The 14,912-nt window shown below is 36.6% G+C and carries 15 protein-coding genes and 1 other RNA gene; 4 read left to right on the top strand and 12 right to left on the bottom strand.

From position 1 onward, the window contains the following. Positions 1-168 precede the first annotated feature (168 nt). From ssrS to C8N46_RS04230, 3 genes are all read right to left on the bottom strand, one after another. Positions 169-286, bottom strand: a non-coding RNA gene (gene ssrS / locus C8N46_RS04240) — 6S RNA. A gap of 57 nt (positions 287-343) precedes the next feature. Further along, positions 344-634: a cell division protein ZapA gene (locus tag C8N46_RS04235; protein ID WP_108113640.1), complete on the bottom strand. Its 291-nt coding sequence runs from the start codon at positions 632-634 to the stop codon at positions 344-346. Positions 635-655: 21 nt separating this feature from the next. Continuing rightward, a complete protein-coding gene (locus C8N46_RS04230) occupies positions 656-946 on the bottom strand; it encodes a hypothetical protein (protein ID WP_108113639.1) in 291 nt (96 codons plus the stop codon). Between the two features lie 184 nt (positions 947-1,130). Between C8N46_RS04230 and C8N46_RS04225 the strand changes: the two genes are divergently transcribed. The 3 genes from C8N46_RS04225 to C8N46_RS04215 all read left to right on the top strand — a co-directional run bounded on the left by C8N46_RS04225 (position 1,131) and on the right by C8N46_RS04215 (position 6,064). Further along, positions 1,131-2,831 (top strand): M23 family metallopeptidase, encoded by a 1,701-nt coding sequence (locus C8N46_RS04225; RefSeq protein WP_108113638.1) that lies wholly within the window; start codon positions 1,131-1,133, stop codon positions 2,829-2,831. Positions 2,832-2,836: 5 nt separating this feature from the next. Beyond that, a complete protein-coding gene (locus tag C8N46_RS04220) occupies positions 2,837-5,311 on the top strand; it encodes a TonB-dependent receptor (protein WP_108113637.1) in 2,475 nt (824 codons plus the stop codon). A gap of 105 nt (positions 5,312-5,416) precedes the next feature. Continuing rightward, on the top strand, positions 5,417-6,064 hold the full coding sequence (locus tag C8N46_RS04215) for a hypothetical protein (RefSeq protein WP_108113636.1): 648 nt from the start codon (positions 5,417-5,419) through the stop codon (positions 6,062-6,064). 114 nt (positions 6,065-6,178) lie between these two features. On the opposite strand, the gene C8N46_RS04210 is transcribed toward C8N46_RS04215, so the two are convergent. The 3 genes from C8N46_RS04210 to C8N46_RS04200 form a co-directional block, all read right to left on the bottom strand. Next, a complete protein-coding gene (locus C8N46_RS04210; protein ID WP_108113635.1) occupies positions 6,179-6,904 on the bottom strand; it encodes a glycosyltransferase family 2 protein in 726 nt (241 codons plus the stop codon). Then, complete coding sequence (locus C8N46_RS04205) at positions 6,891-8,723, bottom strand: glycosyltransferase family 39 protein (RefSeq protein WP_108113634.1); 1,833 nt, start codon at positions 8,721-8,723, stop codon at positions 6,891-6,893. The genes C8N46_RS04210 and C8N46_RS04205 overlap by 14 nt, the downstream gene beginning before the upstream one ends. Positions 8,724-8,892: 169 nt before the next feature. Continuing rightward, positions 8,893-10,041, bottom strand: coding sequence for a cysteine desulfurase family protein (locus tag C8N46_RS04200; protein WP_108113633.1), 1,149 nt, complete (start codon positions 10,039-10,041; stop codon positions 8,893-8,895). Between the two features lie 140 nt (positions 10,042-10,181). Here C8N46_RS04200 and C8N46_RS04195 point away from each other — a divergent pair, with 140 nt between their 5' ends. Beyond that, the gene (locus C8N46_RS04195; protein ID WP_108113632.1) at positions 10,182-10,742 is read left to right on the top strand and encodes a hypothetical protein; all 561 of its coding nucleotides are present in this window, start codon (positions 10,182-10,184) and stop codon (positions 10,740-10,742) included. A gap of 118 nt (positions 10,743-10,860) precedes the next feature. Here C8N46_RS04195 and C8N46_RS04190 read toward each other — a convergent pair whose 3' ends face one another. From C8N46_RS04190 to C8N46_RS04165, 6 genes are all read right to left on the bottom strand, one after another. Next, the gene (locus C8N46_RS04190; protein WP_108113631.1) at positions 10,861-11,415 is read right to left on the bottom strand and encodes a Smr/MutS family protein; all 555 of its coding nucleotides are present in this window, start codon (positions 11,413-11,415) and stop codon (positions 10,861-10,863) included. Positions 11,416-11,417: 2 nt separating this feature from the next. After that, positions 11,418-11,675: a hypothetical protein gene (locus C8N46_RS04185; protein ID WP_108113630.1), complete on the bottom strand. Its 258-nt coding sequence runs from the start codon at positions 11,673-11,675 to the stop codon at positions 11,418-11,420. A gap of 66 nt (positions 11,676-11,741) precedes the next feature. Then, entirely contained in the window at positions 11,742-12,197 is a 456-nt protein-coding gene (locus C8N46_RS04180) for a hypothetical protein (RefSeq protein ID WP_108113629.1), read from the bottom strand. After that, complete coding sequence (gene rocD / locus C8N46_RS04175; RefSeq protein WP_108113628.1) at positions 12,197-13,474, bottom strand: ornithine--oxo-acid transaminase; 1,278 nt, start codon at positions 13,472-13,474, stop codon at positions 12,197-12,199. The genes C8N46_RS04180 and rocD overlap by 1 nt, the downstream gene beginning before the upstream one ends. Positions 13,475-13,761: 287 nt before the next feature. After that, positions 13,762-14,145 (bottom strand): DUF6768 family protein, encoded by a 384-nt coding sequence (locus tag C8N46_RS04170; protein ID WP_108113627.1) that lies wholly within the window; start codon positions 14,143-14,145, stop codon positions 13,762-13,764. 5 nt (positions 14,146-14,150) lie between these two features. Beyond that, complete coding sequence (locus C8N46_RS04165; protein ID WP_108113626.1) at positions 14,151-14,690, bottom strand: RNA polymerase sigma factor; 540 nt, start codon at positions 14,688-14,690, stop codon at positions 14,151-14,153. Between the last annotated feature and the right edge of the window lie 222 nt (positions 14,691-14,912).

Raw genomic sequence — 14,912 nt, 5'->3', positions numbered from 1 at the left:
GATTTTGTGAGTCTCTTAGTGGCGTTAGTTTGTTTAGATTTTTTTATAAAACGTATCGTTTTGAATGCATCTCGACTGCGCTTGATGTGACATTACGACTAGATTCGTGATGATACATTACAAAACTGAGTTTCACAAAAAAAGCCTACATTGATTAGAGTTTCGTATAAACTCCAAAAAACAAGTTTAGAGCTAACAGATTGATCAAGGATCTGCCCAAGTACAAGTACTAGCAGCTTGCTTTTACAACCATGACTTACTCTTTTTAATTAAATTAACGTTGAGTTTATCAAAAATAAAAACCAATGTAGGCAGTAACCTATTATATATTTTACAGAACTTATTAGCTAAGATGCGCTTTCAGTAAATCATCGAGCGCGGTTAGCTTTTCTTCTAATGCTTTTTGGTTGGAATCCTTATCTATGACTTTTTGCTCTACTTGTGCTGCAAACTGCAAGGCACACATGGCAAGTACATCTTGCTTATCTCTTACCGCATAACTTTGCTCAAACTGTTTTATCATAGCTTCTATCTTTTTAGCCGCTTTTCGCAACCCTTCTTCTTGGCTTGCTGAAATGGTTAGCGGATAGACTCTATCTGCAATAGAAAGCTTTATTTTGAGCTTGTTGTCCATAGTTGTAAAGAACTCACTTTATCATTCAGCCAATTGTGCAATACAATGGTCAATTTGCCGAATTAATGTATTTATTTTAAGCTTAGCTTCTTTTTTGTTTGTATCACTGCCAAGCATTGAATTTGCAATTTTCAGCGAATTGTACTTTTCTTCCCACTGTGAGATTTCTTGTTGCAAACGCTGCGATGCTTCCTTTGAATTGGCTAATTCTTGACGTAGTTGTTGATTTTTTTGCTCCAAAACTTCTAGTCTGTGAAGCATCTTACTCACTCTATTTTCAAGAGAATCAACGATTTTCAAAGTACTATTCATTACATTTTTATTCAATGCGTATGGTTACAAATTTAGCATTCATAAAATTAGTTCGCAAGGGTTTTTAACATTATTTAAAGTAATGCTTTAAGATTCTCACTTTTTTTGGTGTAGTTTTTGAATTTAAAGATTCCAAATTAACTAAGTATTAGCTATTTTAGCTGCTCAAACGCATTTTTGATTTATGTACAGATTGTTTTATATTTTTTTACTTTTCTTTTCTTTTGCCTTTTCTCAACAAAAAATCAATACGCCTGATTTTCGATCGCCGTTAGATATTCCAATCATATTATCTGGAACTTTTGGCGAATTGCGAAGCAATCATTTTCATTCAGGAATTGACATTAAAACGAAACAAAAAGAAGGTTTTGAAGTATTTGCCATTGGCGATGGATATGTGTCGCGAATTAAAATTCAACATTGGGGATTTGGAAAAGCACTTTACGTAACACATTCCAGCGGTCATACATCTGTATATGCACATTTAAAGAAACTTTCGCCAAAGTTAGAAGCCTATTTAAAGAAACAACAATACGCCAAAGAAAGTTACGAGATTCAATTGTACCCAAAACCGTCTGAATTAACCGTAAAAAAAGGAGAAGTCATTGCGTATTCTGGAAATAGTGGCTCTTCTGGCGGACCGCATTTGCACTTCGAAATTCGCGATGCAAACTCCAAACCAATGAATCCGATGTTGTTTGGCATTGATGTAAAAGATTCGCATCATCCTACGGTAAATGGTGTGTTTGCCTATGCGCTGTCGAAAGATGCGCAAGTCAACGCTTCAGATAATATGGTGCAATTACAATTGCAAAAAGGAAAAAAAAATCATAGTTATATTGCTTCAAAAGTGTATGCTTCTGGCGAAATTGGCTTTGGAATCAATTCGTACGACCGACAAGATTTAGCCTTTAATAAAAACGGTGTGTATCAAGTTGAAAGTTTTGTAGATGGCAAGAAAAATTTCAGCTATACGTTTAACAAATTTGCGTTTAGCGAATCAAGATACATCAATGCATTGATAGATTATGCGCGATTTAAAACCTTAAAACAACGCATACAACGTTGCTTTTTGCTTCCGTCTAATAAATTGAGCATTTATAAAAATGTCGTCAATAACGGACGTGTTCTTGTTGAAGAAGGAAAAGAATATACCATAGTGCTAAAAGTGAAGGATTTTAAAAATAACATGACCACCATCACGATTCCTGTCGTAGGAAAAAAGCAAAATGTTACGCAGCAGAAAAAAGAAATCGTTACCAACCATTTGATTACACAAAATGCAGAACATTCTTTAAAAGAAGGCGATGTAAGTGTGTATATTCCGAAAAACACCTTTTACGAAGATTTTTATTTCGACTTGTCCAAAGACAAAGACGGACGCTATATTATTCATAACGAAAACGTGCCTGCGCATAAAAATATCACTATTTCATTCGATGTTTCCAAGTATTCCGCCGAAGAGCGCAAAAAACTATTCATAGCGAGTTTGGACAGAAAAAACAAACCTTCCTACAGCACAACTAAAAAGAAAGATACCAAATTCACGACCAGTACTAAAAGTTTGGGAACGTATTTTTTAGTCAAAGATTCCATTCCGCCAACGGTAAAACCTGTCAATTTTGCTAACGACAAATGGATTTCCAACAAAAAACAGCTAAAAGTAAAAATAAGCGATGATCTTTCAGGCATACGCAGTTTTCGTGGAACCATTAATGGAAAATGGATTTTATTTGAGTACGACCCGAAAAAAGACTTGCTGACCTACGATTTTGACGATGTAAATTTTACCGAAGCAAAACATAATTTAAAATTAATCGTTACTGATAATGTTGGAAATAATACTACATTTACCAGCACATTTTATAGAAAAACCAAAAACTAATACTATTGAAACCCACACGTTGCACGCTTTTCGTATGCTTTTTATTGTTTGCTAGCTTTCTTGTAGCGCAAACAGGAACGGTAAGAGGCGTTATTTTAGATGGCAATAATCAACCTATTGACGCCGTAAATATCAAAACATCTGTCGGCACAGGAACACAAACCAACAAAAATGGTTTTTATAAAATCGTGATTCCTTCCGACGAAAAAGTCACGCTAACTTTTACACATATTGCCCACAAAACCATTACGGTTACGGTGCAACTCAAAAACGGAGAAGATTACGAGTTTTATCCCGTAATGTCAACCACTGCGGAGCAAATTGGCGCGGTAGTGATTGATTCTCGCAAACGGAAAACAGTAGAAGGAATTACCACATTGTCCGCAGAAACCGTACGTTTAATTCCAGGTGCCAATCCTGGGGTGGAAAATCTCATCATGTCGCTTCCTGGTGTAAGCAATAACAACGAATTGAGTACACAATATTCGGTGCGTGGTGGAAATTACGATGAAAACTTAGTATATGTGAATGAAATTGAAGTCTATCGTCCGTTTTTAATTCGTTCGGGACAGCAAGAAGGATTGAGTTTTGTAAATACCGATATGGTGCAAAACGTAGACTTTTCTGCGGGAGGATTTCAAGCGAAGTTTGGCGATAAATTATCTTCTGTATTAGATATTACCTACCGAAGACCTGTGAGTTTTGGCGGAAGAGTCAACCTGAGTTTATTGGGCGGAAGCGCTTCTATTGAAACTTCAAGCAACGATAGTAAATTTTCAACCATTTCTGGGATTCGTTTTCGCGATAATAGTCTACTAGTAAACAGCCGTCAAACTGAAACGAACTTTAGACCTCGTTTTACGGACTTCCAAACGTATTTAACGTATAAATTCTCGGATAAATTTCACTTGAACTTTTTAGGGAATATTTCACTGAACGATTACGATTACGAACCCTTGACGCGACAAACCAATTTTGGAACTCTTCAAGATCCAATTGCGCTGTTAATTTTCTATCAAGGACGCGAAGAAGACCGTTACCGAACGTATTTTGGAGCGTTGAAGGCAAATTATTTCTTAAATGATGATGTCACACTAAAATTCATCGCATCAACGTATCACACGACAGAACAAGAGCATTTTGACATTTTGGCACAATATCGTTTGGGCGAAGTAAACTCAAATATTGGTGATGAAAATTTGGGTGAAGTTGAATTTAGCGAAGGAATTGGTTCGCAGCTAAATCACGGAAGAAACGACTTGGATGCCTTAATTGTAAACGTAGAACACAAAGGAACGTACGAAATAGAAAACGACGAAAACCAAATAGATTGGGGAATAAAATACACACACGAAGACATTCGCGACCGTTTGATTGAATGGGAAGTGATTGATTCTGCAGGATTTTCTATTCGCCCGCCATTTCCAGAATTTAGCAACAATCAACCGTATGAAGCTTTTGAAGGTCCGTTAGCACCTTTTCAATCCATTCGTGCACGCAACAATACACAAATTGACCGTGTTTCTGGATATGTACAATGGAGCAAGCAATCAAAATTGGGCAAACACGAGTTGTACACCAATGTGGGTGTTCGCGCGCACAGTTGGACAGTGAATGGCGACGGAATTCAAAGTAAAACGCAAGCTGTGGTGAGTCCAAGAGCGCAAATTGCTATCAAACCCGATTGGGAGCAAGACATGTTGTTCCGTTTGTCAGGAGGATTCTACCATCAGCCGCCATTTTACAGGGAATTGAGAGCATTTGACGGTGTTGTGAATCCGAATGTAAAAGCACAGCAATCCATTCATGTTGTTTTGGGGAATGATTATAGTTTTAAACTGTGGAAACGTCCGTTTAAATTGACTACAGAAGCCTATTATAAAAACCTATCAAATGTCAATGCCTATACGCTTGAAAATGTTCGAATTCGCTATAGAGCGGATAACAATGCAGAAGCCTTTGCCTATGGTTTGGACATGCGTTTGAATGGTGAATTTGTACCTGGAACAGAAAGTTGGGTGAGTTTTGGCTATTTACGTACTGAAGAAAACATCAACAATCGCGGATTTATTCGACGACCAACCGATCAACGCATGAAGTTTGCAGTGTTGTTTCAAGATTACATGCGTAAGATTCCGAATTTGAAATTGTATTTGAATTTGACATACAATACAGGATTACCAGGTGGCTCGCCGAGTTATGCCGATCCGTATTTGTTTCAAAGCGAATTACCTGACTACAAACGTGTGGACGTAGGTTTTTCATATGTATTGGTGGACAAAGACAAGCAGTTTAACAAAGGACATTGGTTGTCGAGCTTCAAAGATGCCAGTATCGGTTTTGAGATTTTCAATGTGTTTGATACCTTCAATACCATTACCAATACGTGGGTTCGTGATGTGTATACCAAACGCCAATTCGGAATTCCGAATTTCTTAACAGGACGTGTGTTTAATGTGAAGATGAATGTGAGGTTTTAGCATCTCGACTGCGCTCGATGTGACAAGTTTTAGGTGTTGGGTATTAGTTGCAGTTTTCAGTAAAACTCAAAGACTCTACAACTCAAGAAATCAAAAAGTAAAAAAATGAAAAAGATTGTTTTTATATTTCTATTATTTTGTGTGAATGTTCCATTTGCCAATGCGCAGAAAAAGATTTATGTAAGCGATTCATTTGAAGAATTGTCGAAAGATCATAAAATTGTGGCGATTCTTCCGTTTCAAACGACGCTCGATTTAAAGTCAGATAAAAAAACGTATAGCGAAGCACAAATTGCTGAATTGGAAGAACGAGAAGGTGTTGCCGTGCAACAAGCGCTGGAAAGTTATTTTTTAGACAGAAAACGTAAAAAGAAGCTCAAAATTGAATTTCAAGATATCAAAACCACCAATCGTTTGTTGAAAAAAGCGGAAATTACGATAGAAGATTTGGATATTTACGCTCCGCAAGAACTTTGCAAAATATTAAAAGTAGATGCAATTGTCAGCGGCTCACTTACTTCTCGACTTTTGATTTCCGAAGAAGTAGACACCTCTTTTGATTTGATTACGTATTTAAAAGGAAAGTCCGATTACGGGAAAATTATCATTAAACTGAGCAATAAAGATACGGGGAAATTGTTGTGGCGCTACGAAAAAATCATCAATCGTAAATCAGGAAAAAACACTAAGAATATCATCAATAAAATGATGCGAATTGCGAGTAGAAAGTTTCCGTATGAAGAGAAACTATAAGCTATAAAAGTCGTGGAAAATATCCGTGTTTTTTTTTCAAAGCAATCTCGACTGCGCTCGATTTGACATTTTTAAAGATTATATATTTTATTAAAAATCACGCTCGTTAACATTTCAATTCATCCGAAACAAACCGTATTTTACAATACAATAGATGGCGCGCACGCCGTCTTTCCAGCCTATTTTTTTGCCTTCATTGTATCGGCGACTTTCATAGGAAATACTCACTTCTTTGACGCGAATTCCTTTGATTCTTGCTAGTTTCGCTGTGACTTCGGGTTCAAAACCAAAGCGTTTTTCTGATAACTGAATTTTTTTTACGATTTCTGAATTCAACAACTTATAGCACGTTTCCATGTCCGTAAGCTTCAAACCTGAAAATATATTGGAAAGAAACGTCAAAAATTTATTCGCGTTGTAATGCCAGAAATAAGAAGTTCGTTTTTTTTCTTTTTTGAGAAAGCGCGAACCGTACACAACATCTGCCACATCGTCTAAAATGGGTTGGAGCAACACATTGTATTCTGCTGGATTGTATTCCAAATCCGCATCTTGAATGATGAGAAATTCACCTGTAGCATTTGAAATTCCTGTTTGAATAGACGCGCCTTTTCCTTGATTTTCCTCGTGTTCGTGATATTGAATGTCTAGTGTCGGATTTTCGTTGATGAAATGATGAACCAACTGTTTGGAAGCATCTTGAGAACCGTCATCAACAATGACGAATTCTTTTTTGATATTATGTATCAGTTGTACGGACTTAATCTTGTTTAAAATCTCCAAAACCGTTGCCGCTTCGTTATACACCGGAATGATAATCGAAAGTTTAGTTAGCCTCATACGTCACTTCCACTTTTTCATTGTTTTGATACATACTTCTTTCGATAATTTTGCCGTTTTTATCTTTTTTCACCACTTCTCCGTTCAATTTTCCTTGTGTCCAAGTTCCTTCTAACACTTCACCGTTGCTAAAATAGAGTTTTCCTGTTCCATGTCGCACATTATCCTGCCAATTGCCTTCGTATTTTTGTCCATCTTCCCAAAGATAGGTTCCAAAACCATTTCGTTGTTCGTCTTTCCAATCGCCCCAATAGCCTAATTCTGGTGTAAATTTCATCAGATACGTATTCGGATTCGATAACATTTTTACCGTTTTGAATTTATTCGGATAACGGTCAATTGCAGGCACTAAATAGGCACTTGTAGACGAATAGCCTAACTGGTCTACCACTACATAGCGTACGTTTTTTTCTTTCAAGTATTCAATTTGTGCTTCTCTGTCGGGCGTTCGCTGAAAATTAGTCACATATTTTTTTGAGAACAGATAAAACAAGCCTTCTTTTCGCACAGCAGTTACAGAAGTATCCGCAGCATTTTTTTGTATCCAATCGGCAAGTGCGAAATAGTTTTTATAATTATCAGCATATACAAAAGTGGCGTTTTCTTTTAGCTTGGAAATGGACGCACTTCCGTAGAAAAAACTCCAACTACTCAAACCAACAATTGCAACAAGCGGAACCATTTTTTTTGAATGTTTAGATGAAATGTTCACACAAAGCCATTTGACAGTTTGAATCATTCCAAAAACAGCTAAAAATAGTAGTATCGGTACTAACGGCAACATAAAGCGCGTTCCGTACCAAACACTAGGCCACACCAACAATATCGCGAAGAAAGCAAGTACGTACAAGGCAATGAAAACACGAAATTTTGAAAGTTTATAGATTCCGAAAATGATTGAAATTACCAATAAAAAACCTAGCAACCATTCTGTCATTGGTGTAGAAATATCGGTATACGCAACCTCTGCGGAAGACACCATTCCCGAAGGAATTTCTTTGGTGATGTAGCGTTCTGCATTGATAAAAATTCGTTCAAAGATATCTTTGATTCCGATTGTTCCGAGTTCAGGTTGGTACGGATTTTTTAAGGAAAGTTGTGAAATATAGGTGTTTCCTGTGGAGTTCATTCCACGAAAAAACCATGGAAGATAGAGCAAGATAAATCCGCCAACGAGCGTAAAAAGATAGCGCCATCGTTTTTTTAGCAATAGAAATAACATCATGCTTCCTGCCAAGGCAATCGCGACAGAGCGAATGTAAAAGGAAAACGAAAGCAATACGATTAACAAGAGAAATTGCCAGTTTTTGAAGACCGATTTTGAGAAATCAATCCGAAGAAACAGCCAAATACACAACAGCGAAAAAAACAGAAACGGAATTTCGCTCATCATAATCGTAGAATAGCTTAAAATGTGATAGTTGAGCAGTGTAATACCACTCACAGCAAAAGCAATATGATCATTTTGAGAAAGCTTTTTTACGATAAAAAACAATAGTAAAATCGCGCCTAAGAGAAATATTCCGTTGGCAATTTTGATACTCCCAACATCATTTGAAAATAGTTTGATGACGCCTGCAATAATTACTGGATATCCTGGCGGATAATGGTAATGTGCTTCTTTATCAGCATGATGAATATTGACATATCCTTCACCATTGGCAATGGCAGTTCCTAAAATGTAATAATTGGCATTGTCGCCACCAAGACTGACTTTTTTGTCGAAAATTGCACTGTAAATTCCAATAAACGCAACTATCAAGACGAGAATATATCCTATTCTGAAAGTTCGTGATTGAGAAGCGATGGCTGAAATCATGTTGCTTTGAAGTTTCAAACAGAAGGTTTGCTTTTATCGCTTCAATATAAAGATATTTTCGATTTTTGATGTACGATTTACGATTTTTGATGTTTTGCTTACTCTTATTATCAGCTTGACGAATAAAAATCTTTTAATCTTCAATTATTGAATCTTTCAATCAAAAAACCTACGAATTTGCGTATTCATGCAGCGTTTGCACTACATAATCGATTTCTTCTTTGGTGTTGAATTTTGAAAAAGAGAAACGTAAGGACGGTTTTTCCAAATCTTCATCGCTTAGAATAGCGCGCAATACGTGTGAACCTTTGCTACTTCCCGACTGACAAGCGCTTCCTTTGGAGCAAGCGATGCCTTTTAAGTCCATGTGAAACAACAACATCAACGCTTTTTGTTGATCGAGCGGCAAACAAACATTGACCAAAGTATAGGTGCTTTTGGTGGTTTCATGACAGTTTCCGTTGAATTTTACACCTGGCAGTACTTTTTTGAGTTCATCAATAAAGTATTTTTTCAAATCTTCAACGTACTTTTTTTCTTCTTCCAAATTGTCATACGCCAAACGGAATGCTTCTTCCAAGCCAACTACATTGTGAACAGCTTCCGTTCCTGCGCGGAATCCACGTTCTTGCGAACCTCCAAAAATTAACGGTTTTAAGCCAGAATCTTTTCGAATAAAAGCAAAACCAATTCCTTTTGGACCGTGAAATTTATGTGCTGCGGCTGCTAAAAAATCAACAGGTGTTTTTTGTAAATCCCATTCAAAATGCCCAATAGATTGCACCGTGTCTGAATGAAACAACGCGCCGTATTCTTTACAAATATTAGCGACTCTGTCCACATCTAACAAATTACCGATTTCGTTATTGACATGCATCAAACTTACCAATTTTTTGGAATTGTCTGCTTTCAACAAAGCTTCCAAATCGTCATAATCTGGCGTTCCGCAATCTTGTAATTTCACATACGCAACTTTGATATCACTTTCCACGCGCAATTGTTCTACCGTATGCAATACTGCATGATGCTCAATTGGTGATGTAATAATGGTAGTAACTCCCAAATCTCTCACAGAACAACGCAACACCATATTATCAGCTTCGGTTCCGCCCGAAGTAAAAATGATTTCTTGCGGAGAAGCGTTTAAATATTTTGCAATTGTTTTACGTGCCGTTTCAATTAAGGTTTTAGACGAGCGTCCGAAACTATGTGTAGAAGATGGATTACCGAAGTTTTCTTCTAAAGCTTTTTTGATACGATCGACAACCGCAGGTCGAATTTGCGTGGTTGCTGCACTGTCAAAATATACGTTCTTCATTTAGTTTGTGTATAACAGGATTGGGAAAATAGATGGACAAAAATAATCGAAATTAAATTATTAACAATATGTTTCGAAATAAATAGAGTTTTCTTAATACTTTTGTTTCCGAATTTGATTGACGTTTTAATTTATCTTTTATGAAGAAAATAGTGTTCCTTCTTGCCGCATGTCTTTTTTTTAGTTGTGACGATGGAGATTTAACGATTGAAGAAATTGATTTAGAAACGACTGCTTCTGTGCAAGCTTGTACAACTCTAAACAATGCGATACCAGCAGGAACAACCTTAGTTTTTAAAATAAATGGAGGAGAAACGTTGATTTTAGAACTCCCCGCAACATTGCTTATCAACGAAGCAACTACTACGGAAGAAAATGAAGATGGTGATTTCATTCCTGTACCGAGAACAGCAGCATTGAACAGTCAGGCATCTTGCTATTACCGAAGCTTTGAAAGTAGTATTTCCAACGCATATTTCTGCGACCAATTACCTTCCGATATCGCTATTACCTTAGAATATTTAGCGGTTTCAGGAACCGTAGAAGTAATTTCGGTTCCCGTGCTTGATGCGGAAACAATGGAAATAATAGAGTATAATCACACTATAACATTTAAAGAAGTTGTATTTACAGGAACCAACGGACAAGATGTTCGTTATAGTGAGTTCGATTTTGGAGACGTGAGCACTTTTGTGGAGTAGTTTTTTTAAAAGGTGTTAGGTCTTAGGTTTTTGGTGTTGGGTTGGGTTGGTTTTTTTTTAGTTGAATTTTACTCCGTTTTAACCTCTAAGTTATTTTCACTTTTAAGGTAATTCATGTTCATTTCGGATTTTGATAAATATACACTTCTGTCGCGCCTAAACCATATTTTTGATAGTTGGCATCGTAGTATTTTACATTGTCGTAGCGCCGAAATAAATAGTATAATTCTTCCTTTAACACGCCTGCTCCAACTCCGTGAATAAACACTACTTTCGGTATGCGGTTTCGGATGGCAAACTCCAATTGTCGTTTAGCAGTGTCGGTCTGTAGCGTTAACATGTCGTAATTGCTCATGCCTTTACTCTTATTCGTCAATTGATGAATGTGCAAATCGACTTCCAAAACGTGTTCTATACGTTCTTTTTTAGATTTTGGCAATGCGCGTTTGGGCTTTTTTGCCGCTTCTTTTTCTTGCAGTGCACTGTATATTTTTTGATTGGATAATTCCGTAGCAATTTCATCCGAAGATATTTTCACCAATTCAGAAGCTTCAAACCTAAGCGGAAAACCTTCGTCTGTTTCAATAGTAATGCTGTTGCCGTCAATGGATTGCACAACTCCTTTGATGACATCGTCGATGGTTTCTACATAATCACCTACTTGAAATTTCATAATTACTCTTCTTCTGCGTTGTTGATGACTTCTTGTTGCTCGTATTTCTCTCTGTTGTAATATTCTTGGTCTTTGTACGAAGCTTGTTTGTTGGACGTAAGTGAAGTAGTGATTTTATACAATCCGAACATCATCGCGCAAACCGCAATAATCGTCAACACCAATTGCGTCTGACCGTTTATTTCTTCTCGAAAGAGTAAAAATCCACCACCAAGAAATATGAATAAAAAATAGATTGCTGTTGTGTACTTCGATTTCACTTTGTACCGTTTTGAGAACAAAAATAATATTTTCCATTCAATCAAAATCGAAATGGTGAAACTAGATTATCCGTTGTTGATGAGAATTACAAATAAAATGGCTAGAATGAGTACAATTGTCAAACCCAAAACCGCTAAAACTAATGATTTGAAGTATAATTTAATTTTAGAAAAGGCAATGGTTAAGTCTGTCGTATTTTTTTCTGCAATCGCTGTTTTGATGCGTCTTGAAAAATTATACACATACCGCGCCGGAAAGAAGCTAACAATCGCGATGATGATGTAAAAGATAGCATACACGTACGGCGGAAATTCACTAAAACTAGAGAAAACCGTTTTGGCTTCTTTGAAGAACATCAATGCAAAAATTCCGATAAAAAGCATGATGCCACAAAACACAAACCCAATGATAGAAAAGACGAAAGCCCATTTGGAAGCTTCGCGTAGAAACTTCTTTGAGCTTTCGTTGAGTCGTAATTCGAAATTATCGAATACGTTTTTATCTTGTTTGCGTATAGGCACTATTCAAATTGTTTGAGTGTTTTGATAATAATAGCAACACAATCCAACAACTGGTCTTCGTTCATGACCAATGGTGGCGCAAAACGAATAATGTTTCCGTGCGTTGGTTTTGCTAACAAACCATTGTCGCGCAATGCCAAACAAATATTCCAAGCCGTGTCGCTGTCTTCAGAATCGTTAATCACAATAGCGTTCAACAATCCTTTTCCTCGTACTAAAGATACAATATTACTTGTTTCGATGTATTTGTTAATTTCACTTCGGAACAATTCTCCTAATTGATACGCATTTTCCGCCAATGCTTCATCTTCTACTACTTCCAACGCTGCCATGGCAACAGCGGCTGCTACAGGATTTCCTCCAAAGGTAGAACCGTGATTTCCAGGACGAATGACATTCATAATATCATCATTTGCCAATACAGCAGATACTGGATAGGCTCCGCCAGACAATGCTTTTCCAAGAATTAAAATATCTGGTTTTACTTCAGGTGTTCCGCTACAGTTTTTCTTCTCACAAGAACAATTGCCACATGTTGCTAACAATCTTCCTGTACGCGCGATTCCTGTTTGTACTTCATCTGCAATAAATAATACGTTGTATTGCTCACACAAAGCTTTTGCTTTGGCTAAATATCCTTCTGATGGTACATATACACCAGCTTCTCCTTGAATTGGTTCTACTAAAAATCCTCCAACATTTGGATTGTTTTTTAACGCTTCTTCCAAAGCAGCAATATTGTCATACTCTATTTTGATAAATCCGTCTGTGTAAGGACCGAAGTTTTTACGTGCTACAGGATCGTTTGAAAACGAAATAATCGTGGTCGTTCTTCCGTGAAAGTTGTTTTCACACACAATAATTTCTGCTTTGTTTTCAGCAATTCCTTTTTTCTCGTATGCCCATTTTCTACAGATTTTCAACGCCGTTTCTACCGCTTCGGCACCTGTATTCATAGGTAGTAATTTGTCAAAATTGAAATACTCAGCAGCAAACTTTTCATAACGTCCTAACATGTCGTTGTAAAACGCGCGTGAAGTTAAGGTTAAGGTTTGTGCTTGCGAAGTCATTGCATTGACAATTTTTGGATGGCAATGTCCTTGGTTGACAGCAGAATACGCCGAAAGAAAATCGTAATATTTTTTTCCTTCTACGTCCCAAACGTACACGCCTTCTCCTCTACTCAAAACCACTGGTAATGGATGGTAATTGTGCGCTCCGTACTTGTCTTCTAAATCGATTGCTTGCTGAGATGTTAATTGTTCTAAAACAGCCATTTTAATAAAAATTTAAAGTGAATAAAATAACCATTCCTACTGTACCTTTATCCTTTCGAAGAATTCGAAAATTCAGCGTGGGAGAGAAATCATCCCTAAGAGGCTTGCAAATTACTAAATATTCATCTCGATTTAAAATTTATTTTTTTCTCTTTGTTCTTTGTTTTTTTGTTATTCGTTATTCGTCTTGACTCATACTTTTTTTGTCAATTTGTTAATTTGTTGATTTGTCTTTTGTCTTGATTCTATACTCCTGACTCATTTATCAATTTATTTTAGAAAAAATCTTATTCTGATATTTTAGACGATAACGAAGAAACTTGTAGTTCCAAACGTTTCATTTCGCGTAAAATGGCGCGTTTGTCCATTTGCATCCAAGCATATAATTTAATCATAGACATAAAGGAAATACTAATCCCAATCGCCAATCCCCACTTGATGAGTTCGTTGGTTTCTGTCACGTTGAAAAACTGAATAAAGCTGTACATCAGAAATCCGAATACGCCCAAATTTATAATATTCATAATGACCGCCAACCAACCTAGTTTTCCGCTAAAAATACTTTTTATGGAACCAATCAATCCTTGTTCGTCCAACTCGTCGTAAAATTTAGCTTCTTCTTCAGTGAGTGTTTCTTTTATTAAATTATCAATGTCATGTAATGTGCTCATAATTTCTATTTTTTTATTTGTTTTTTTAAGTGTTCTCTGGCGTGATACAATCGCGATTTGGCAGTTCCAACAGAAATATTTAATAGTTTGGAAATTTCTTGTAAACTCAATTCGTCAACGTAAAACAGACGAATGACTTGTTGTTGTATCGCTGAAAGTTCCGTAATGGCTTTTTTCAGCTGTTGCTTTTGTTGCGATGTATCACTTAACGGAAGCTCCTGAATGGATTTGGTTACTTTGTATGACTGATTTTGTTGAAATTGTTTTGCTTGATTTCGTGTATAATCAATCGCTTTTCGGTGTACAATCCGCAACGCCCAACTTTTAAAACGTGCTGGTTTTTGGAGTGTTTCAACCTTATCAATAATTAATTTCCAACTATCTTGCGCGATGTCTTTTGCCACATCTGCATCGTTGACAATCCAATACGCATGATTGCAAAATGTTTTGTGAAATCGCTTGACTAAAACTGCCAACGCTTGTTGATTTCCCTGAACATACTGCGCAACTAAATCACTATCTGACATGTCATTTGTTGTATGCATACAAACTTTCCGTTTACACTAAGGACGGGAAAATGTGGGAAAGGTTCATTTTTTGTGAAGATTTTTTTGTTTTTGAAGCTATTAAAAAATTAGAAACGTCATGCTGAACTTGATTCAGCATCTCATCCAAATTATTTCTTGTGTGACCTTGAATCAAGTTCAAGGTGACGTATAGATTATTCAAACAAAAAAAGCTGCCTTGGATAAGACAACTTCTTTTAA

It is taken from the genome of Kordia periserrulae (genome assembly GCF_003054265.1).
GTDB lineage: Bacteria > Bacteroidota > Bacteroidia > Flavobacteriales > Flavobacteriaceae > Kordia > Kordia periserrulae.
The sequence above is the reverse complement of the archived record's forward strand: the minus strand, read 5'-3'. Positions and strand labels throughout refer to the sequence as shown.